The organism is Sphingobium olei (assembly GCF_042678845.1).
In the GTDB taxonomy this organism is placed as follows: Bacteria; Pseudomonadota; Alphaproteobacteria; order Sphingomonadales; family Sphingomonadaceae; genus Sphingobium; species Sphingobium olei.
This window is the reverse complement of record NZ_JBHTLS010000007.1, coordinates 1-18,189: the sequence shown is the minus strand read 5'-3', so window position 1 is coordinate 18,189 and position 18,189 is coordinate 1. Positions and strand designations below refer to the sequence as shown.

Annotated in this window: 28 protein-coding genes; 3 read left to right on the top strand and 25 right to left on the bottom strand. The window is 61.4% G+C overall.

Annotated elements, in window-relative coordinates; all coding sequences use genetic code 11:
* Window positions 1–72: 72 nt before the first annotated feature.
* The 7 genes from ACFQ24_RS01725 to ACFQ24_RS01695 form a co-directional block, all read right to left on the bottom strand.
* On the bottom strand, window positions 73–1,098 hold the full coding sequence (locus ACFQ24_RS01725; protein WP_004213274.1) for a ParB/RepB/Spo0J family partition protein: 1,026 nt from the start codon (window positions 1,096–1,098) through the stop codon (window positions 73–75).
* A complete protein-coding gene (locus ACFQ24_RS01720) occupies window positions 1,095–1,853 on the bottom strand; it encodes a ParA family protein (protein ID WP_004213275.1) in 759 nt (252 codons plus the stop codon). The genes ACFQ24_RS01725 and ACFQ24_RS01720 overlap by 4 nt, the downstream gene beginning before the upstream one ends.
* A gap of 30 nt (window positions 1,854–1,883) precedes the next feature.
* Window positions 1,884–2,231 carry a hypothetical protein gene (locus tag ACFQ24_RS01715; protein ID WP_004213276.1) on the bottom strand — a complete coding sequence of 116 codons (348 nt, stop codon included), beginning with the start codon at window positions 2,229–2,231 and terminating at the stop codon, window positions 1,884–1,886.
* A gap of 9 nt (window positions 2,232–2,240) precedes the next feature.
* Window positions 2,241–2,492 carry a helix-turn-helix transcriptional regulator gene (locus ACFQ24_RS01710; RefSeq protein WP_007016081.1) on the bottom strand — a complete coding sequence of 84 codons (252 nt, stop codon included), beginning with the start codon at window positions 2,490–2,492 and terminating at the stop codon, window positions 2,241–2,243.
* A 107-nt stretch (window positions 2,493–2,599) separates the two neighbouring features.
* Window positions 2,600–2,914, bottom strand: coding sequence for a single-stranded DNA-binding protein (locus ACFQ24_RS01705; RefSeq protein ID WP_004213277.1), 315 nt, complete (start codon window positions 2,912–2,914; stop codon window positions 2,600–2,602).
* 393 nt (window positions 2,915–3,307) lie between these two features.
* A complete protein-coding gene (locus ACFQ24_RS01700) occupies window positions 3,308–4,006 on the bottom strand; it encodes a recombinase family protein (protein ID WP_004213279.1) in 699 nt (232 codons plus the stop codon).
* A complete protein-coding gene (locus ACFQ24_RS01695) occupies window positions 3,996–4,709 on the bottom strand; it encodes a sigma factor-like helix-turn-helix DNA-binding protein (protein ID WP_004213281.1) in 714 nt (237 codons plus the stop codon). Before ACFQ24_RS01695 ends, ACFQ24_RS01700 begins: the two co-directional genes overlap by 11 nt.
* 176 nt (window positions 4,710–4,885) lie before the next feature.
* Between ACFQ24_RS01695 and ACFQ24_RS01690 the strand changes: the two genes are divergently transcribed.
* Both ACFQ24_RS01690 and ACFQ24_RS01685 read left to right on the top strand, forming a co-directional pair.
* Window positions 4,886–5,143 carry a helix-turn-helix domain-containing protein gene (locus tag ACFQ24_RS01690; RefSeq protein WP_081215339.1) on the top strand — a complete coding sequence of 86 codons (258 nt, stop codon included), beginning with the start codon at window positions 4,886–4,888 and terminating at the stop codon, window positions 5,141–5,143.
* Window positions 5,144–5,175: 32 nt separating this feature from the next.
* Entirely contained in the window at window positions 5,176–5,436 is a 261-nt protein-coding gene (locus tag ACFQ24_RS01685) for a hypothetical protein (RefSeq protein WP_225870704.1), read from the top strand.
* Between the two features lie 17 nt (window positions 5,437–5,453).
* Here ACFQ24_RS01685 and ACFQ24_RS01680 read toward each other — a convergent pair whose 3' ends face one another.
* The 9 genes from ACFQ24_RS01680 to ACFQ24_RS01640 all read right to left on the bottom strand — a co-directional run bounded on the left by ACFQ24_RS01680 (window position 5,454) and on the right by ACFQ24_RS01640 (window position 10,407).
* Window positions 5,454–5,693 (bottom strand): hypothetical protein, encoded by a 240-nt coding sequence (locus ACFQ24_RS01680; RefSeq protein ID WP_006953912.1) that lies wholly within the window; start codon window positions 5,691–5,693, stop codon window positions 5,454–5,456.
* A 62-nt stretch (window positions 5,694–5,755) separates the two neighbouring features.
* The gene (locus ACFQ24_RS01675; protein WP_004213291.1) at window positions 5,756–5,977 is read right to left on the bottom strand and encodes a hypothetical protein; all 222 of its coding nucleotides are present in this window, start codon (window positions 5,975–5,977) and stop codon (window positions 5,756–5,758) included.
* Between the two features lie 297 nt (window positions 5,978–6,274).
* Entirely contained in the window at window positions 6,275–6,592 is a 318-nt protein-coding gene (locus ACFQ24_RS01670; RefSeq protein WP_006953908.1) for a hypothetical protein, read from the bottom strand.
* Between the two features lie 221 nt (window positions 6,593–6,813).
* Complete coding sequence (locus ACFQ24_RS01665; RefSeq protein WP_006953903.1) at window positions 6,814–7,071, bottom strand: hypothetical protein; 258 nt, start codon at window positions 7,069–7,071, stop codon at window positions 6,814–6,816.
* 256 nt (window positions 7,072–7,327) lie between these two features.
* Entirely contained in the window at window positions 7,328–7,948 is a 621-nt protein-coding gene (locus tag ACFQ24_RS01660; RefSeq protein ID WP_007016086.1) for a DUF6884 domain-containing protein, read from the bottom strand.
* Between the two features lie 11 nt (window positions 7,949–7,959).
* Window positions 7,960–8,769: a hypothetical protein gene (locus ACFQ24_RS01655; protein ID WP_006953899.1), complete on the bottom strand. Its 810-nt coding sequence runs from the start codon at window positions 8,767–8,769 to the stop codon at window positions 7,960–7,962.
* On the bottom strand, window positions 8,766–9,014 hold the full coding sequence (locus tag ACFQ24_RS01650; protein WP_006953897.1) for a hypothetical protein: 249 nt from the start codon (window positions 9,012–9,014) through the stop codon (window positions 8,766–8,768). The genes ACFQ24_RS01655 and ACFQ24_RS01650 overlap by 4 nt, the downstream gene beginning before the upstream one ends.
* A gap of 496 nt (window positions 9,015–9,510) precedes the next feature.
* On the bottom strand, window positions 9,511–9,771 hold the full coding sequence (locus tag ACFQ24_RS01645) for a hypothetical protein (RefSeq protein ID WP_006953895.1): 261 nt from the start codon (window positions 9,769–9,771) through the stop codon (window positions 9,511–9,513).
* A 399-nt stretch (window positions 9,772–10,170) separates the two neighbouring features.
* On the bottom strand, window positions 10,171–10,407 hold the full coding sequence (locus tag ACFQ24_RS01640) for a hypothetical protein (protein ID WP_006953891.1): 237 nt from the start codon (window positions 10,405–10,407) through the stop codon (window positions 10,171–10,173).
* Window positions 10,408–10,872: 465 nt separating this feature from the next.
* On the opposite strand from ACFQ24_RS01640, the gene ACFQ24_RS01635 reads away from it, so the two are divergent.
* A complete protein-coding gene (locus ACFQ24_RS01635) occupies window positions 10,873–11,163 on the top strand; it encodes a hypothetical protein (protein WP_006953889.1) in 291 nt (96 codons plus the stop codon).
* A gap of 41 nt (window positions 11,164–11,204) precedes the next feature.
* Here ACFQ24_RS01635 and ACFQ24_RS01630 read toward each other — a convergent pair whose 3' ends face one another.
* The 9 genes from ACFQ24_RS01630 to ACFQ24_RS01590 form a co-directional block, all read right to left on the bottom strand.
* Window positions 11,205–11,738 carry a hypothetical protein gene (locus ACFQ24_RS01630; protein WP_007016089.1) on the bottom strand — a complete coding sequence of 178 codons (534 nt, stop codon included), beginning with the start codon at window positions 11,736–11,738 and terminating at the stop codon, window positions 11,205–11,207.
* Window positions 11,735–11,944 carry a hypothetical protein gene (locus ACFQ24_RS01625; protein ID WP_004213310.1) on the bottom strand — a complete coding sequence of 70 codons (210 nt, stop codon included), beginning with the start codon at window positions 11,942–11,944 and terminating at the stop codon, window positions 11,735–11,737. Before ACFQ24_RS01625 ends, ACFQ24_RS01630 begins: the two co-directional genes overlap by 4 nt.
* A 12-nt stretch (window positions 11,945–11,956) precedes the next feature.
* Window positions 11,957–12,223, bottom strand: a complete 267-nt coding sequence (locus ACFQ24_RS01620; protein ID WP_004213311.1) for a hypothetical protein — start codon at window positions 12,221–12,223, stop codon at window positions 11,957–11,959.
* Window positions 12,220–12,507 (bottom strand): hypothetical protein, encoded by a 288-nt coding sequence (locus tag ACFQ24_RS01615; protein ID WP_006953883.1) that lies wholly within the window; start codon window positions 12,505–12,507, stop codon window positions 12,220–12,222. The genes ACFQ24_RS01620 and ACFQ24_RS01615 overlap by 4 nt, the downstream gene beginning before the upstream one ends.
* An 11-nt stretch (window positions 12,508–12,518) precedes the next feature.
* On the bottom strand, window positions 12,519–12,908 hold the full coding sequence (locus ACFQ24_RS01610; protein WP_013054018.1) for a DUF3768 domain-containing protein: 390 nt from the start codon (window positions 12,906–12,908) through the stop codon (window positions 12,519–12,521).
* A 327-nt stretch (window positions 12,909–13,235) separates the two neighbouring features.
* The gene (locus ACFQ24_RS01605; RefSeq protein WP_006968049.1) at window positions 13,236–14,516 is read right to left on the bottom strand and encodes a Fic/DOC family protein; all 1,281 of its coding nucleotides are present in this window, start codon (window positions 14,514–14,516) and stop codon (window positions 13,236–13,238) included.
* 3 nt (window positions 14,517–14,519) lie between these two features.
* A complete protein-coding gene (locus ACFQ24_RS01600; RefSeq protein ID WP_006968047.1) occupies window positions 14,520–14,780 on the bottom strand; it encodes a hypothetical protein in 261 nt (86 codons plus the stop codon).
* Window positions 14,781–14,927: 147 nt separating this feature from the next.
* Window positions 14,928–15,800 carry an ArdC family protein gene (locus ACFQ24_RS01595; protein ID WP_004213405.1) on the bottom strand — a complete coding sequence of 291 codons (873 nt, stop codon included), beginning with the start codon at window positions 15,798–15,800 and terminating at the stop codon, window positions 14,928–14,930.
* A gap of 483 nt (window positions 15,801–16,283) precedes the next feature.
* Window positions 16,284–18,059 (bottom strand): ParB/RepB/Spo0J family partition protein, encoded by a 1,776-nt coding sequence (locus tag ACFQ24_RS01590; RefSeq protein WP_021319980.1) that lies wholly within the window; start codon window positions 18,057–18,059, stop codon window positions 16,284–16,286.
* Window positions 18,060–18,189 lie beyond the last annotated feature (130 nt).

The window sequence follows — 18,189 nt, the reverse complement described above, 5'->3', positions numbered from 1 at the left end:
AGCGGTGGCAACTGCCACCGCTCTAAATTCCACGTCGCCTCGATGCTGAGAGAACGTGGACGGTAAAAGCTATCAGAAGTCGAAGGTTTGGGGCGCGGCCTCGCCGTCGAACCGAACCGTGACCTGGCCACTTAGAACAATCCCGCGACGGCCCTGAATGATGATAGCCGGTGCGTCGGTAGCCTCTTTCGGCTGACGGGGGGCGCGCGGCTTGTGATCGGAAGGATCGGCAAGCACGGCCCCCTCCCCTTCCCGCTCGTCGTCGTGAGCGTCCAGTTCAGGCCGCTCCCGACGATCGTCCGTCGCACTGGTAGCAGCTGCCACCAAGGCGCGCGATTCTTGGGGCGACGCTGGATCGTCGATCGCTTTAGCGGCACCGGCCTGCGCGGTCTCTTCCTCGGGGCTGCCTTGGAGCGTAGCAAGAAACTGCTCACAGGCGGCGGCTGTCGGATTTTCGTTTGCTGCCACGAAATTGCGCGTGGCCTGCTCGTCCAGCTCGATCGCGTGTTTGATCGCGACGGCGGCACGCGGAGAACAATTCTTCAACGCGGCAAGAATGTCCTCGGGCAAGGTGCGCAGCGAGTAGAGCCGCTTCACTTCCGAATGCGGCTTGGCGATGCGCGCGGCTAGATCCTTTGTCGAGAGCGTGTCACTGACGCGGCTCGCGATGAAACTGACGCGCTCAGCCAGACTTAGGGCTTGGCGTTGCTCGTTCTCAAGAAACTGGTCGAGGCCAATATCGCGCTCGGCGTCCGCCTGATCCAGAACGGTGTCGATCTGGTCGAAACCAAGCTGGCGGCACGCGCGATAGCGCCGCTCTCCGTAGCGGATGATGTAGCGACCGTTCGATGTTGGCGCGACAACGATGGGTTGCAGCAAGCCGCGGTCCTTGATGGTTGCGGCCAGTGCATCAATCTCGGCCTGGTCGAACTCCCGGCGAACCTGCGTGGGGTCTGGATCAATGTCATCGAGCGGAAGGCGCTGAAACCGTCCAGCTGCCTTGAACTCGGTATTCGCGGGGACGGCCGAAAAGTCCATCGCGTCCATATCGAAGTCGGCAAAGCTCTTCTTCGCCGGTTTGACAGCTGCCTTGCTCATGCGGCTTCCCTCTCAGCTTGATCGACAATGTAGGAGACGACTTCGCGCACGATCGGCGCGCTACGCCGCGTGTCCTTTGCCAAGCGCCAAACGGGAATTTCGAGTAAAGCCGCCTCGCGCATGTGCTCGCGGTGCGGAATGGTGTGCGGCACCACATTGGCAGGAAGCGCCTGCCCAATGCGGTCCATCAGCATTTTTGAAACTTCGCTCGTTGTCTGAACGCGGTTGAACACGATCCCGAACCGGGTCGCGTTACCCTCCCCGCGCACCTTGTTTGCAAGGCTGATGCTTTGCGAGATTTCGTTGAGCGACTGACGCGCGGTTTTGTCGGGGTCCAGTGGGACCGCGACATAATCGGACGCAATCAGCGCCATGAGGTTCCGGCCATCCCACGCGGGCGCAGTGTCGATCACGCAGTAGTCGTAGTGCTTGGCAAGGCCGGCACGAATGGCGCGGACATAAGCGCCGATGTGCTGGCCTTGCTGCGGGCTGTCAGTCGTCAACTCGACGATCTGCCGTGTGTTCTTGAAACAGGCCAGCGCCGGAGGTTCTTCGTTCGGGTCGAAGTCAAGAATCGACTGAACCGGGCCGATCTGCTCGAACTCGGCTTTCAGCATCCCGGCACTGTGGCATTGCTTGTCCAGGTCCAGGACCACGACACGCTTGCCCTGCTCGGCCAGATGCCACGCAATATGACAGGTAAGCGTGGTCTTGCCGATGCCGCCGCGCTCATTGGTCACTACGATTGTTCGCATTGAGAATCCCTTCAATGGCTGCGCCACGGGCTACTTGTGCCAGCGGTTATGAGCGGCGCTGTTTCCCGATCCGAAGCGATACTGCGACTGCATATACCATGGGTTCGGATCGTCGTTCAGGTTGAGGCCCTTGCCCTTGCGGCGCGGGCCGGTCTGTTCGGTTGGTGGGTCTTTGCCGAAGAAAACGATCAGCACGAAGACGGCGACGGCTCCCACTCCTAGCCAGCCAAAAGCGAAATAGGCCGCGAGTCCGACTGCAAGGACGACGATCAGCGCGGTTGCCGCGATCGCAAGCCACAGGGCAAGCGATGCCCAAAGCATGACAGTCCGTAGCACGCTGGCTGCGCGCCGAAGTTTGCTGGCAATCTCACGGCGCATAGCGGCCTCCTAAGCTGTTCGGCTCTCGCCTCGCTCGGAGCCGATCAGCTTAGGGAAAGGCTGCTCCCTGAAGATGTTCGGCACCTCGGTTCGCAGGGCACGCGACATACGTAGCGCCGTCAGCAAAGTGGCGTCCTGTCTGCCGTTCTCGATGGCCGCGACTGTTTCAGGGGAGACTTGAATCCTCGCTGCCAGCTCGGATTGCGTAAGTCCGGAAGCGACGCGCAAGCTCGCTACACGATTGAACAGTTTGGCTGCCACACATGCCTCACGTAGTTAAACCCTATTCTTGTTAGGGTCTGTGAAAAGCATTGTCCACAAAAAAGGGCGGCCACCAGGCCGCCCGTTTTAGGTGAAAGGGGGGGGGCTTAGTCAGCCCCGCCCCGAACCAAGATACCCAGCCCCTCAGCGATCAGGTCCACCGAGTAGCGGGTTTCGCCATTGCTCTCGTAGCTGTTCTGGCGGACCCGTCCGGTGATGTGAACCAGGTCGCCCTTGCCCAAGTCAGCGGCGCGCTCTGCCAGCTGGCGGAAGAACGTCACGCGGTTCCAGTGCGTATCGGTCTTCCATTCATCGCCATCCTTGCGGTTGTAGTTCGCGGCGACGGAAACATGGGTGACTTTATCGGTCGTATCGACACTGCCAACGCGGCCGATGATCCGAAATTCAGCGATGTTCTGCATGGTAGTCTCCTTTGGATAAGCGTTGCTGACGGATTTTTTGCGGCGGAGCTGAGCTACGCGGGCAAGCTGAAAATGGGAGGGTCCGCTTGCGGAAACCCAAGGCCGAAGGCCGGTTTTCTGCTTGCCCGCATTAGTGGCGATGTGGAGTTCGTATCCGTCAGACAGCAACGCCCAAAGGAAACGGCCCGAGTAGATGCAGCAATTTGGACTGGCGGCGGTGGCAGCTGCCACTGGCCATTGGCACCCATAGGTCGCTGCGCTCGATCGGCACGGCGGGGATTGGAAAACCCTGTCGCGGCTCCGCCGCTCTTTCCGTAGCTGGCAGTCCGTTGACGCGAGCAGGGGACTGCCGGTGGCAGCTGCCACCGGCTTGAAGCCGAACAGAAAGGGCAATCAGCGGTTCCGCTCACGATGATTTCGCTGAGGGCTGGGTTCTTGCACCTGGGCGGCACGATGGGCCGCCCACACCCGCTTGACGGTGCTGCGGTCGCAATCGGCCAGCTCTGCCGTTTTGGCAATGCTCTTGCCCGCTTCGCGCAATGCCACAATGCGGGCGTGCGTTGCCCGATCGCCTTTGCGCCCTCCGCTGCGCCCTGCGGCCTTTGCCAAGGCGATACCTTGGCGCTGTCGCTCGCGGCGATCGGTGTAATCGTCGTGAGCCATCTGCAGGGCGATCTTCAAGAGCATCGCCTGAACAGATTCGAGCACGATGCGGGCGATGCCCTCGGCGTCGGCCGCGAGGTCGGACAGGTCCACGACGCCGGGAATGGCAAGTCGCGCGCCTCGCGCACGAATTGTCTCAACCAGCTGCTCGGCCTCGGCCAAGGGAAGACGACTAATCCGGTCAATCTTCTCGGCAATCACCACTTCACCGGGTTGAAGATCGGCAATCATACGCAGCAACTCGGGGCGGTCGGCACGGGCACCCGATGCCTTCTCCCGATAGACTGCCGCGACATAATAGCCCGCTGCCTTCGCCTCGGCTACGATGGCATCCTGTCGGCGTAAGTCCTGTGCATCGGTGCTGACGCGCAAATAAACGCGGCCGATCTGCGGCGCGAAGGCGGGGGACGGCTCAATATCAGTGGCCATCGTTTGTTGAAGCTTCCTTGCCTAGCTGGGGACCATCCGGGGGCGAGGCCAGCATGTTGGATATGCTGGCTTCTGCGCTCGCGATCGCATCGCGGATTTCATCGGCCTGTTCGCGCAGCGCCGCCAATTGGCGGTCGCGCGGCAAAATTGCCCTCAGCCAATTAGCGCGCTGCTCGATTTGAGCGATCTGTTCGGCAAAAAACTGAGCGTCGGATCTCATCCGATCAAGCTCAGCCTGCGCCACGCGTAGTTTGCGGTTCCAAGCGGAATCGCGCGCCTTCGCTCGCCTGACCTCGTCCCGGTCTTGCTTGGCTTTGCGCTTCCGCTCCTGATCTAGCGCCTTTTGCAAGGCATCGCGTTTCCTGATCCGCTCGGCCTCAGCCGCTTCATCACGCCTGCGCGCGATCAAAGCATCCAGCGCCGAACGATCGTGAATGTCTATGTTGTTGCAGACCCATCTGATCCTTCGGAATGCCTTGTCCTCGATTTGGCCGATGCGGCTTGGCGACACACCGACGATCTTTGCAGTCGCGGCAAGAGTGAGCGCGGGAGAGGGGCCAAGCCCGATCCGCAAGCGGACAACCTGTTGCTCATGCGGTTCCAGCATCGCGATCAACCGCTCGACGGTTCGATGGTCGGTGATCGGCCTCTCTACATCGCGCTTTGCAAGCCGAGCTGCGAACAGCTCCATGGCCGATTTCATCGCGTCGTCCTGACCGTCCATGCAGGGTTTGAACCTCGCTCGTCCAAATATGGCGCACAATCTATACCATCTGCGCTAGGCGCGAAAGCCATGGCGCAAATAGCTTCTAGAGCAACCCTATTGCGCCATGCTGCCCGTGCCGACATTCTGCGCCTAGCCAGAAGGACGCGAACACGATGCCAACCATATACCTGAAACGAACATCGCCGTTGATGGCCCAGCTCGGGGCCAACATCGCTCGCGAACTAAAGAAACTAGGCATAACTCAAGGGGAGTTGTCCGAACGCTCGGGCGTTGCGGCGTCACATATTTCATACATGGTGCGCGGACATGGTAATCCAACGCTTGCTACCTTGGAGAGCCTTGCCGATGCTTTCGGATTATCGGCTGTCGAATTATTGGCAGCGGATAGCACTTCCCGCGACAAGTCCTGAAAGGCAGTCGCTTTATTTGATCGGAACAATCTATGTCCAGTAACCCGCCCCGCGAATTTGACCGACTGCTACAAGATGCGCCGCTGGTGCGGGCAATGGGGGGAGCACTCTCGATGTTTGCCACGCTGCTTGCGCGTCAAGGCATTGTCGAGGCGAGCGAGGTTGCAAACTTGCTGGGTATCTATGCGGTCGCCACAAGCGAAGTCGATAATGAAGAGGGCATGATCTTGGGATGCTGGGCAGCTATGATCCGCGACGTGGCGGAGCAACAGCGCACATCTGCTCGCAAATAGCCCCGGCGCGCACGGCGCTAGCCGTGAGCCGCTTCGATCTTCTGGGCAAGCTCGGCCAGGTGATCGGAATCAAGTAGATCCTCGGCGGTAAGATCGGCCGCGAAAAACTCGCTTCCGCTGGGTGGCGCGCGATCGGCGGCGAAAGCGGCCAGATAGGGCCGCGCCTCGTCCGTGGCGATCCAGCGCCAGAAAGCATTGCCCTGGCCGAATAAACCGCTCTCGAACATATCGAGCCGTGCTTGTGCGAAGTCGGTCAATTTGCGTCTCCTGACAATCAGTCGGTTCGGCAAAAAAAGGGAGGCCGAAGCCTCCCTTTGTCTTACTGGAACAGTTTGATGAAAGCGGGCGCGAGGCCGATGACTGCGAGGACGAAACCGACGCTGCCGATGACCCAAGTTTGTGCCGTCAGCTTGCTTTCGATTCCCTTGTTCGCCTCCTGAACCTTCACGGCGATATACTCCTCAATAGCCTCTACAACTTCCGCTGCGGCGTCGTCGGACAGATTAGCCGCTTTCAGTGCTCTAAACAATTTGATGTGCATCCGGTTCTCCTTCTCGTTGGTGACGGGAGACACCCGGCATGGGCACCGGCGCCGGCTGTCAGGGACCGCGAAGCGGCCGCGGTAGCGGGCGGTGGGGGAGCCGATTTGCGCAGCAAATTGGGGGAACCGCCGATCCTTGAAAGCTGGCGCGCACCCATGCCAAAATGCCACGACACACAGAGAGAAGAGATTGCGCGGGGCGGGGTTCGATGCCCCGTCCCGCGCTCTGCATGGCACCGAGATCATCGGTTTCGCCCAGCGGGCGAAAAGGGGCGGGCTAAGCCCGCCCCTCCGGCGTCAGCCGGATTGGCCGCGCTTCGCCTTGGCCGCCAGCACGACCGCGACGACTTGCGGATAGACGCATTCGCCGCGCTCGATGTTGCGGATGCCGGGGCCGTCGAGCACGTCCTTGATACGGTCCTCGATGATCTGGCCCAGCTCGGCCGCAACCGCCTCGATGTCAGCACTCGTCTTGCCGATAAACATCGGGTCTTTCGGCCACATGCTTTCCGCGTCGAAATGATCCTTATCGTTCAACGCGGTCGCCAGCGCCTCGATCGCAGCATTTCCAAGCGCACGCTCGAAAGCCAGCTGAGCGAACAGACGATGAGACATAACAACCTCCTTGTTGCCGGAATTGGCGAGGCCAAGGGGAGGGCAGCGCCGGGTCGGGTCAGGGACCGCGAAGCGGCCGCGCTAGCGGGCGGTGGGGGAGCCGATTTGCGCAGCAAATTGGGGGAACCGCCGATCCTTGATGCGGCCTGGTGCAGCCCTCATGCTAGGAAGACACTGACGGGGGGATTTAACGAACTAACGCCCGCCCATCGGGCGGACCTTCACCCTGCGCCGTCTCGCGCCCGAACGATCGCGCTGTATTCCAGCAGCGTTTGTCGGACATTCTCATCATCCATCACATTGAGCGCATGGCCGGTGGCCGATGCCTGATCCGTCCGCATTTCGAGCCAAGCGATCCGCGCCGTGTTCGGCACAACGCGACCATGCTCAAGCGCGATCTGCTCGCTGTAACCGGCGATAACATCGTTGATGGCCTCAAGGGCTGCCTCATAGGCAATGGCCTGATCTTGGGTCCACAAGGGCGCTGTCGGTGTGGGGGCAGTCACCTTGCCATATAGAGAGGGCAACTGGTCTCCCGGCAAGCGCAAACTACGCCATTTGCGCTTGCCGAGAGTGGGCGGCCCTACCGGGGGGCTTGGGCCGTTGATGGGCCTATAATCCTCAAACTCACAACGCCAAATGGCGTTGGATAGATTGAAAGGGCGGCGCGACAAACAGATGCCCCCTCGAAGCGCATCGCGCGAAGTTGCGCATGGACCGCGACAATTCTCGCTTTCAGTTGTCGCTTAACCAAGCGAGCTGCTGACCGATTCCAAGCCCCTCCATCGGAACCGATGCGCGCCGTTCGATCTGCGGCCAAAGGGGATCGCGATAGTTGCGGCCTGCGAGAACGATCAGCGGCGCGGCGGCGTCGATCTGCTCGGCCATTGCTTCGATCACGCGCGCGCCCCAAAGGCGGCGCGCGCCTGCCTTCATCGCGCCTAGCGTTTCGTCATAGCGCGCGATGACGGTTTCCGGGGCGATCAGGCCATGCTTTGCTGACAGGATGAACCATGCGCCGCCCTGTCGTTCGACATAGGCACGGGCCTTCTGGAACCATGGCGATGCGTAAAGATCGCGCGCCGGGGCGGGGCGGTCCAGCTTCGCAGCAACGCAAGCGACAAGGAAAACCGGAGACGGGGACGGGGGAGGGTCGATGACAGACGGCGGCGCTGCCTCAAGATCGGCAATGACGGTGCAGCGGCCCCATTTCTGCAATTGGCGCTGCCATCCTTTCGGCGGTCCTTGGCGCTCGGCAACGTGGCTAAGGGTCGGTCCACCGAACAAGTCGGGTTGCTCCCCGATGCGCTGCACCGGGGGAACGTAGCGAGGTTCGCGGATGCAATGGCGGGCCATGCTCGATCCCCTCAAAAGGCGAAAGCGGTCTGGCCGCTCGCCTCGGTGAAGCTGGCGCTATCGCCTGCCGCGTAACGGTCGCGGCCCATGGGGGACCATTGCAGATGCCCGGAACGATCATAGGAAAACCAACCATCCTCGATCCCGATGATGAAGGACCATGCCTTATCCTCGGCGCAAGGTCCGTGAAGATTGATCGGCCAATGCTCGGCCCCGCGTTCCTGCTGGCAGGGCGACGGCGCGGAAAAGCTGCGAAGCAACGCGGCGCGTTCGGTCGGCTCGGTAGCTCCCATTTCCCCCATGATCTGGCGGGCCTCGACGGTGCTGATGTGACCGCTCGCCTTCCTGTCGGCGTGGTCCGAATAGCGAAGGCCATAGACAACGGCATTGAAGATATTGCGCGGCTCGGTGAACTCCTGCGTTTCGAGCAATTCGCGCCATTTCCCGGCGCTGATAAGGTCCACCGCATGATGCCAGAGCGAATGAACGCGGTTGCTGTAGCCGTGGCGGTTCGTCACGCCATCGCGGGCGATCTCGATCCCTAGCGCGCGCTCGACGTGCTGCACGAAAGGATGGGCGGCAAGCAAAGGATGGCGAAGGCCGATCTTGCGCGGCTCGTCCTGCTCTGCACGGATAACCTCTATGGGGAACTGAAACAGGCGCGACGGCAGATTCCACGGCGCGGAAAGGGGAAAGTCACGGGGCACATCAAGCGCCTCGTTAATATCCAGCACAAAGCCGTTTGGCGCGAAGCCTGCGGCAATGATCTGGTCGCCCAGCTGGTCGGCCTGCGCGGTGCGTATCGCGGCGGCGGCGCTCATGCGCTCAACTCCGCATAGGTGGCGCTGCACTCGTAGCGGATCGCATCGCCATCCCACATAGGACCGCAAACGCCCTTGAATTTCGGTGCGCCCTGCAACTCAAGCCGCTGGCTCGGATTGCTGTTGTAACCGCTGCATTGAAGCCCCTCGACCGCTGCCCGGCTGACGATGGTTTCAAAGGTCGCGCCCTCGATCTCGATTCGGTCAAAGTCCTGCTCGGTCTGGCGGTAGATACGGATTTTCATGGGCTTTCCCTTCCTAATTGAGCCGAAGGCGATGACGGGTCATCGACTTCTGCCGAAAGCGGGCGACGCTGGGCCGGGGAATGCCGCAAACGGGGCCGATCAGGGGGGAGGGGGATCACCCGCCCTGCACGGAGCGCAGCGAAGGAAGGGCGGGGAAACCCGCCTGATCGCCAAGCGGAGCCGCGCAGCGGCGGAGACGGTCTAGCCCTTGCGGCAGGGGGCAGGAACAGGCCCCAAACGCGACAAATCAGCGCGGCGGCTTGCCGCCTCAATCTGCGCCAGGACAGGCGGTGGCAGCTGAAAGCGCGAGTCAACGTGTCCTCGGTCCAGTCGCGGCCACATGACAGCGATAGTGGGCCGCCAAGGGTCAGGCGCGCCGCCTCGTCGCGGGTTGCATGGTAGGTGTCATAGAGGCCGAGCCAAAGGGCTATGGCCTTGTCTCGGCCGTCGCAAATATCCGCAATCTGCGCGGGCGTCATAAGCTCCTGGCCCATGCTCACGCCCCCCCGAGGATAAGAGCACCAAAGCCGAAGCCCTCGGCGGCGTCCTCGATGGTGGTCACAAGGCCGTCAAAATCTTCATCCGGTCCTAGTAGGTCGGCAATCTCGATGACGGCGGGAAGGTCAGCGCCATGATTTTCGGCAAGGTCTTTGATGTAGCCGAAGCGGTCAAAATTGCCCTCTTCCTCATAGCGAGCGAGCGGAATGGTGCGGGCGGCGTTGATCCGAAGAATCGTTGCCAACGGAATGTCGGTCATGTGCTGTTTTCCCTGCCTAGAATGGAGCCGAAGGCGATGACGGGTCATCGACTTCTGCCCAGCGGCGAGCAGGGCCGGGGAATGCCGCAAATCAGGGCCGATCAGGGGGGAGGGGGATCACCCGTCCTGCACGGAGCGTAGCGAAGGAAGGGCGGGGAAACCCGCCTGATCGCCAAGCGAGGCCGCACAGCGGCCGAGACGGTCCAGCCCTTGCGGCAGGGGGCAGGAACAGGCCCCAAAGTCGAACAGCGGACGCGGCGGCATTGCCGCCTCAATCTAGGGAAAAGCGCCCGCCAGGTCATAGCATAGCGGTGACCTAGAGGACGCTGCGGCATGTCGCCGGCGACATGCCCAACGGATAGCGCCGGAAGCATCCGAGCAATCGGATCCTCCGTCATTTTAATTGCCCGAGCGGTTGCGCGACACGTCCGCATAAGGCTTGCGGCGGCACTGGCTGCACCGAAGCCGCGCGATCAGCTCGTAAATGCGGGTATCGAAAGAAATGCGGCGCGAGCGGGCGAAGTCGCCCAGCGGGGCGACAACGCGGCGACCGCAAGCGCAATAGATGCGCAGATAGCAGCCTTGCCGATACCAGATAGGATCAATGGGCTTGGGGCGGTTGTAGTTCGCGGCCATTGGGCGCTTATGCGCCAAAGGGAACAGACGGGGAACACCTCGCGCGCGCGTCGGTTATTGGATTGGCAAGGGAAAAGGGCTATATAGGCAATGCTTCGTGTGCTGATTCATTTCACGCACCTACCTGAACCCGCCGTGCTGTCACACGGCGGGTTCAAACATTTAGGGCGGGCGGCCCTGTCAGACCACCCGCCCCGCTAGATCAGCCCTTATCGGACTTCCCCAGCTTCACAATTGCGATCACGAGCGCGACGGCTGCGATCGTCAATTGAGCTGCTTCATATGCTGTCAAATCACATCACCTCCTTTGAGCGAGAGGATTTGCGAAGGGCCGCTGTCACAGTCCCTCGCCCTCGCTCGATGGGGGCTATACAACGGATTGGCGAGAATGCGCGCGAAACGCGCTTCACATTTTCGTGAAGCCGTTGGATGATCGCCGGCGACCGTTGATGAAAAGGGGAAGCTATGGGCCTCGTATCGCAGGTTAGCGCCGATGACCGGGAAAGTGCATGGCGAATAATCCGTCATCGCGAAATCATGGAACGACTGATTCCGCTTTGGGCTGTGCTTGGCGTTGCGCTGGTGCTGATGGGCGTGGACCTGGGCGGGCGTCTGCTGTGGACGCTGCCAATGATCGGATATGTCTTTGGGGTGATGGCGGTCGATCACGGCCCTGATTACCGCGCCGCGAATTATTGGGTGCCGGTCCTGGGAAGCCAAGCGGCGGCGCTGCTGCCTCTCATCGCCAGATTCTAGATCTCTCTGGAGCGGTGGCAGCTGCCACCGCTCCACGCGCGTCAAGCTCTGGCCTCGAAGCGGGCGATCAGCTGTTCCGCTACGGAAGTAATTTCGGCGGGGTCGGCGGTTTGAGTGCAATCGCCGCCTACAACAGCGCCGAGCGTGCCGCCGTCCAGTTGGACAACGTGGACACGCCACACGTCGCGCCGGAGTTCGTATTGATCGGGAAGCGGCCTCTGCATGATTTCATGAAACACCAGGTCAACCCATTGGCGCGCGTCCGGATCAGAAGACGCATCGGCGTAGTCGGCGCGGCTCGCCATGACGCTGTATCGGTCGCCTAGCATGAATTGGCGTTCGCGCGCGCGTCGGTCCTGCTCGATCCGCGTCACGCGATCTTTTTCCGCCCGCTTCATGGCCTGTTTCATCCGAACATCGTCGGCGCTGCGCGTCAGCGCCGCCATGATGTTGAGGACGCGCGCGGGCATATAATGCCCCGCGCGCTCGGCCGCCTCGATCACAAATTGCAAATCGCTGATCTCGGTGGGGGAGAGGGTGACGCGAACGGCGCTCGCCGTGTTGCTGATTTTCATGGCTGCGGCTCCGGCTCTTCCTTCGCCTTGTAGGCGGCAAGGCCGATCCACGATCCGTTATCGCCGCGAAACTGGCGCACAACATCGCCACCGTCCCAATGGCCGGTGAAGATGCCGCGCCGGTTGATGCCGCCGACGGGGCGCGTGCGCGCCGCCAGAAGGCGGGCGCGGCGCGTGTCTCGATCTAGGTGGCGCATGGGTTGCATGGTCAATCCTTCCTATTCGCTGGCGGTGTCGAGTTGCGTGCCGATCTCGTCGGCGTCGAAGTCTTCAAGGGCTGAAATCGCGCTTTCCAGTTCGGAAACTGCGGCGTCCATCGCCTGCGCGCGTTCGCTGTCCTCAAGACTGGGTGGCAGATTTTCGCGGGCGGCCTGCTCGTCATCCTTGACGGTTTCGAGCATGTCGCGCGCCTCATCCAACAGGGCCTTGCCCTTGTCGATCAGCACGCGAGCGGCGGCGATCTGCTTGCGGCGTTCGCGGTTCATGCCTCTGCCCTCACGTCGCCGCTGTCGATCTGGAAGCCTGCGCGGGCCAGCTCGTCACAAAGGGCGCGCTGCCGATCCTCGCGGGTGCCGCTGGTGGCGATGTAGCTGCACCGGCCATCGTGGAAGGCGAAGCCTGCGCGTTTCAGGCATCCGCGAAACCGCTGGTGGGTGCGGTCGCTCCAATCCAGTGTGCCCGCATAGTTGCGGAAGGCGGCGACAGCGCAGACGGAACCGTAATTCTCATCACGCCAGCTAAGCTCGATCACGGGGGGCGATTTGGTCATGGTGGCCTCCCTCAATATTCGCTGGTTAGGAGAATGGTGAGCACGCGGGTTGTGGCATCGGGATTCCATGGTTCGGCGCTGCCAAATTCAAGATCGCGGTCGTAATAGTCGAACTTCCACATGACCGAGAGGGCTGGGCGCGTGCTGTCGTCAGTCCAGCGGGTATGCCATTGGCCGATCACATCGCGATAAAGGAAACCGGCGTCATGCTCGCCGTGAGGATCGTTGTCGGGTGTGAAATCCTCAAAGCCCTCGATCATCTTGAGAATGTCGGACTGCGTATTCTCGTCCAGCGCCGCGATGCCTTGCGTAATCACGGTGCGACAAGTCACGCCCATCGTTCGCCGCGCAATGTCGTTCAGCGCCGCAACGGTGGCGATCTGGTCAGTTGTCGCTTCCATTTTCCTCACTCCTTTAGGCGAAGCCGCTGCCTGCGGCCTGCGGCTCTGACCCGCTGGCGAAGCGCGGGATGGGGAGGGGGGAGCAAAATCGATGGGAGTGGTGCGGGCGGCGCGACTAGGGAGGCCCCGGCGCGCGCGAGCGCGCCGGAACTGGCCGAACTTGTCGGGCAACCCGGTCCTGTCGATTATGCTTCGGGAACGAAAGGGCGGGTGCCCTTGGTGTTCCCCCGGTGGCAGCTGCCACCACTGACGGAGCGCGGCCCTGGGCCGCTCGATCCTATGTGGCAGCTGACAGACTACGAAGCGCGCGGCCCTGGCCGCTCATTTTCAGCGCTCGCGGTCCTTTGATTTCTCGGCGGTCGGCGTCGGTGATTTGCCTTCGCGCAATGTTGCGGCGACATGGGCCTTTGCGCTTTCGACGATCTGCGCCAGCTGTTCCTTCGATGCGCCGCGCTCGGTAGCTGTCGCGACGCGCTTATCAATGGCGAGCTGGAATTGCGCGAACCTGGCATCGGCGCGGTTCTGCTCAGGCGAGTTTTTCTCGAATTGCGCGGCAAGGCGTAGATCAACCTGACTGACGCCGGGAGGCATGACTTGCAGACGTAGCGCGCGATCGGCGGCCTGAATGTCGCGGTCGGTCATTTTCGAAAGGAAATCTGCGGCGCCCGCGCTGATGGCGCGGACTCTTTGCAGCGGGTCCATACCCTCGGACCAATTGACTTCGATCTGATGATAGCGGCGTTGCTCAATCAGCTGAAGGTGGTGCATCGGCCCTTTGGGATCGCGGAAAAAGGCAAGCTCCTGCGCTGAACGCGCGGCCAGCTGGCGCATGTCAGCGGACGTTTCCGCGATCCGATTAAGCTGCTCATGCTGCCGCGACGCAACGGTTTGCGCAGTAGGTAGGTAACGGCTGATTTGATCCTTGGCCTGCTCGATACTCATTGCGCGTCGTTCGCCAACTGGCATGAGAGATTCCATCGAGGGTGGAAACGCGATGCCCGCTGGCCCACGCGCTGGCTCGACGCGGTTCTGTTCGAGGGGCATGGCATCACGGATGACTTTGGCGAGGGAGGCGTGATTTCCAGTATGGAAGCTGTCGCGGCTCGCCTCCATCCAGTCCTTCGGCCCCATTGCCTGGATCGAGACGAATTTCTCGGCCGCAAGGGAATGTAGCTGCAAGTGCAGCCGCATGGTGCGACCATTGCCCTCACGGAACGGATGAACGGCATTTAATTCGGAAATATGCCGCCCCATGGTATCCGCAAAGCGATCACGATCCATCGACTTGAGGGTTTGGAGGTCGGGCAGCTGCTTAAATTCGTGCTCCATGCTGCGGGCAATGAAGTGCGCTCGGGCAAAAGTGCTGCCGGGTTTGCTTATGTCCACAGTCCGAAAGCGCCCCGCCCAATCATATACGTCCTGAAACAGATGATTGTGCAGTTCGCGATACTCGCGCGCGTTCGTCGCCGGCGCGGCGCGCTGCACAACCAGCTCGCCATGTCGGACAACCGAGAAGAAAGCTTCTCGCTCCTTGAGGATATTATCGTCGCGGATTCCCAGCTTGTTCCGAAGAACGTCGCTGTTACGCCAGGTGTAAGGGTCGCTCACCTGTCATGCAGCGAGTTTCTGGCGGGACAGAACATCACGGTTGTAGTCCTGCGCCAGACCAATCGCCACATCGACGGGAATTTGGGTTTCGACCAACAGCAAACAAAAAGAGTGGTCATCCGAAACCAATTCAAGTCCTTCAATCTTGCAATTTGCGATTGCTTCGCAATAAGCTGCCATCACGTCAGGAATCTCTTCCTGCCGACGCGGCTCATACCCCATCGCCTTGATGCGATTCCTGTAGGTGTCGATGATATTTTCCATTTTGCACCTAAAAACGACCTGCTCCCGCCCATAGTTAACATGTCGGGATTTGTATATAAACCACATTGAGTAGCCCCCATATTTCACTTTCCTGAAATGGGACGCCGCGCTTGCGCGGCGTCTCGTGCATTTAGCAGGGCGGGTCATTCAATCCGCTTGGTCGGTCATCATCGCCAACAGGTAGTCGGCGGCGTTCTGAGCCTCACGGGCAGCCTCGAAAATCGCGCGCTTGTCGTTGCGGAGCGCGGTCAACCAGTGCTCGATATACGCGGCATGGTCTTCGCGTTCCTCGACCTTGAAACCGACAATCGCGCCGATGAAGGATGCGCCCAGCTCGGCTACGAGCTCGTCCCTCGCATAGTCGGCGCGGCTCGTTGAAATCAGGGTTTTCCGGTTGAGGCGGCTTTCATGCCCTGCATGATGCACGGCCTCGTGCGCAAGCGTGGCATAGTAGTCGTCGGCGGAATGGAACGCTTCAAAAGCAGGCATTTGGATATAGTCGTCGCGGGTGTGGTAATAGGCTTGCGATCCGCCGATGCGAACGGTTGCGTCGATGCGAGAGAACATCACTTCAAGCTCAACGTCGCGGGTTTCGGGATTGGTAATGATCGGGGCGGGCGCGGGATATTTGCCGTCCAGTCCCTCGACCTGATCGGCATTGAAAACCGTGTATCGTTTCAGAAACGGAATGGCGCGCTCGTCGTCCGTCTCGGAGTCCTTCACGACAAGCTTGTTAGCATAGACAACGGTGGTCCCCTTGCTGCCCTTCCGGACATTGCCGCCAAGCTCCAATGCCTGTTTGAAGGTCAGCCAATAGGGGGAGGCGAAGCCCTGACGCATGGCGCTGGCCCAAAGGCTGAGGACGTTGATCCCACGATAGGCGACCCCATTGTGCCGGAGCGGAATGGTCGGCCCACCGCTCCACGGCTTCACCCAAGGCTTGGTGCCCGCTTCGAGCATCGCAAGAATGTCGTCGGTGACGGCCTGATAAATGTCGATCCGGTTCGTTTCCTTAGCCATTTTCCTCACTCCTTTAGGCGAAGCCGCTGCCTGCGGCCTGCGGCTCTGACCCGCTGGCGAAGCGCGGGATGGGGAGGGGGGAGCAAAATCGATGGGAGTGGTGCGGGCGGCGCGACTAGGGAGGCCCCGGCGCGCGCGAGCGCGCCGGAACTGGCCGAACTTGTCGGGCAACCCGGTCCTGTCGATTATGCTTCGGGAACGAAAGGGCGGGTGCCCTTGGTGTTCCCCCGGTGGCAGCTGCCACCACTGACGGAGCGCGGCCCTGGGCCGCTCGATCCTATGTGGCAGCTGACAGACTACTAAGCGCGCGGCCCTGGCCGCTCATTTTGGCGGCGGCTTGCATGATTTTGTGCTGTTCGTCGCACCCATCGGGATTTTCTTCCTCAACAGGCGCATTCGCTAATCGCAAAGGCCGGGCGGTGGCAGCTGCCACCGCCCCCAAGTTTGCGGGGAGCGCGGGAGTGAAGCGCGCTCCCCGTGCCGTCATGCCGCTTGGCTTTCGCTATCGGCGGCATCGGGCAAGGCAGAGGGTCGAAGGGCGGGGGGCAGGATGCGCCGCCCCGCAAGGCGCTCGTTGACCGTCACGGCAAGGTCAGAGCGCTTCATGGTCTGGCAATTCTCTACAGCGTCGTTGCCGCAACCTTCGGCCAGCAGCTTCAAGAGCGTGGCCTTGCTAAGCTGGTCATAGAATACCTGATTAGGTTCCCACTTGTCGGCCATGTTGATCTGCGCGGCTCCGACGATCTGCGCCAGCTGGCGGTCGCGGTCGCTGTGGAACGAAAGGCTCGTGATCTGCGAGGCAACGCAGTAGGCCAGCAGCCGCAATTTCGCTTCGCTGTCCATCTGGCGCATGTCGTCCAGCGTGGGTGTTTCGGCCAAGCGGTCAAGATCGGCCCTTGCGATCTCGTCAATGTCGGCAATCGTGGAATGGCCCATGACCGCATCGTCAACATGGAAGCGGTTCTTCTCGGCGGTGATTTCGGCGGCTTGTTGCCACGAATAAGCGTTGCCGCGAACCTGCCCCAAGAGGCCCGTTAAGAGCACGTCCAGCGCCAGCTCCGGGTCGCTGGCAAGGGCTTCCCGAACCGCCATCGTGCGGATGCCGCCCAGCTGATCCATGACTTTCTGCGAGTAGTCGGGGCGAGGAGGCTTGGGGCCATCGGCGGCGGTGCCCTTGGCGGTGCGGGTGAACGCGACCTGTTCGATACCGTCATGGCCGATGAAGACGATAAGCGAGTGCTCGGCCTTCTGCTCGGCGGTGAAAACGCGGCAAGCCGATACGATAGCGTCCTGTTTGCGGGTCAGGGCGCGCAACTCGTCGTCATAGTCGTGATCGTCCTCGTCCACCTCGCTTTCCCGCTTGGCGATTGCCGCCTCGATCTCGACCAGCTGCGCGGTTTCTTCCTCGGTCGGATCGCGCTCGCCAGCGGGTTCCAGATGGCCGCGCATCCAGTAGGAATCAGGCCGGTAGAGCTGCCCTTCTGCATCGCGCCAGCCATCTTCGCGCGCCGCCTTGGCGATGGCGTCGAGCCGATCTTGCACAAGGTCCATGACAAGGCCCGCATCATCGCAATAGCGACGTTCTCCGAAAAGATCGGTGGTGAAGGTGCCGCCTGCGGCGCAATAGGCTTCCTCGCCTACAATGCGAAAATGCTTGTCGGTATCGGCAACCTTCTCCTGGGTGAGCATGGCGCGGATTTGGTGGGCGTTGTCGCCGGTGCGCTTGAAAACCTCAAGCTGGCGGTCCTGATCGTCGGTCAGCGCGAAAGCCTGCGCCGCGCCCATGCCGATTTCGTCTTTCTGGAAGGCTTTGAGAATGGTCGGGTGCAGCGCCGCCAGCTTCAACACGCGGCGGACATAGGCCGGGGAGACGCCGAACGATGCTGCAACATCGTCAACGTCCTTGCCGCTGTCGATGATCGCCCGATAGGCTGCGATGGCATCGGCGGGGTGCATGTCCTCGCGCTGCGCGTTCTCGGCAAGCGAGATTTCCAGCGCCTCGTCCTTGCTGCGGATTTCAACGGGAACCTCGAAAGTGCCGGGGATGGCCTTTGCCTTCTGCAACAGCTTCAAGGCCCGATAGCGCCGCCCTCCGGCGCAAATCCTGATTTTGCCGTCTTCATCATAGCCGATCAGGTTTTGCAGCACGCCCCGCGCCTGAATGTCGGCGGCGAGGGCTTCGATTTCCTTGGGCTTCACCTTCCGCACGTTGAGGTCGGAAAGCGCCAGCTTGTTCAGTTGGATGGTCTGGATGGTCATTTTTCACTCCTTTAGGCGAAGCCGCTGCCTGCGGCCTGCGGCTCTGACCCGCTGGCGAAGCGCGGGATGGGGAGGGGGGAGCAAAATCGATGGGAGTGGTGCGGGCGGCGCGACTAGGGAGGCCCCGGCG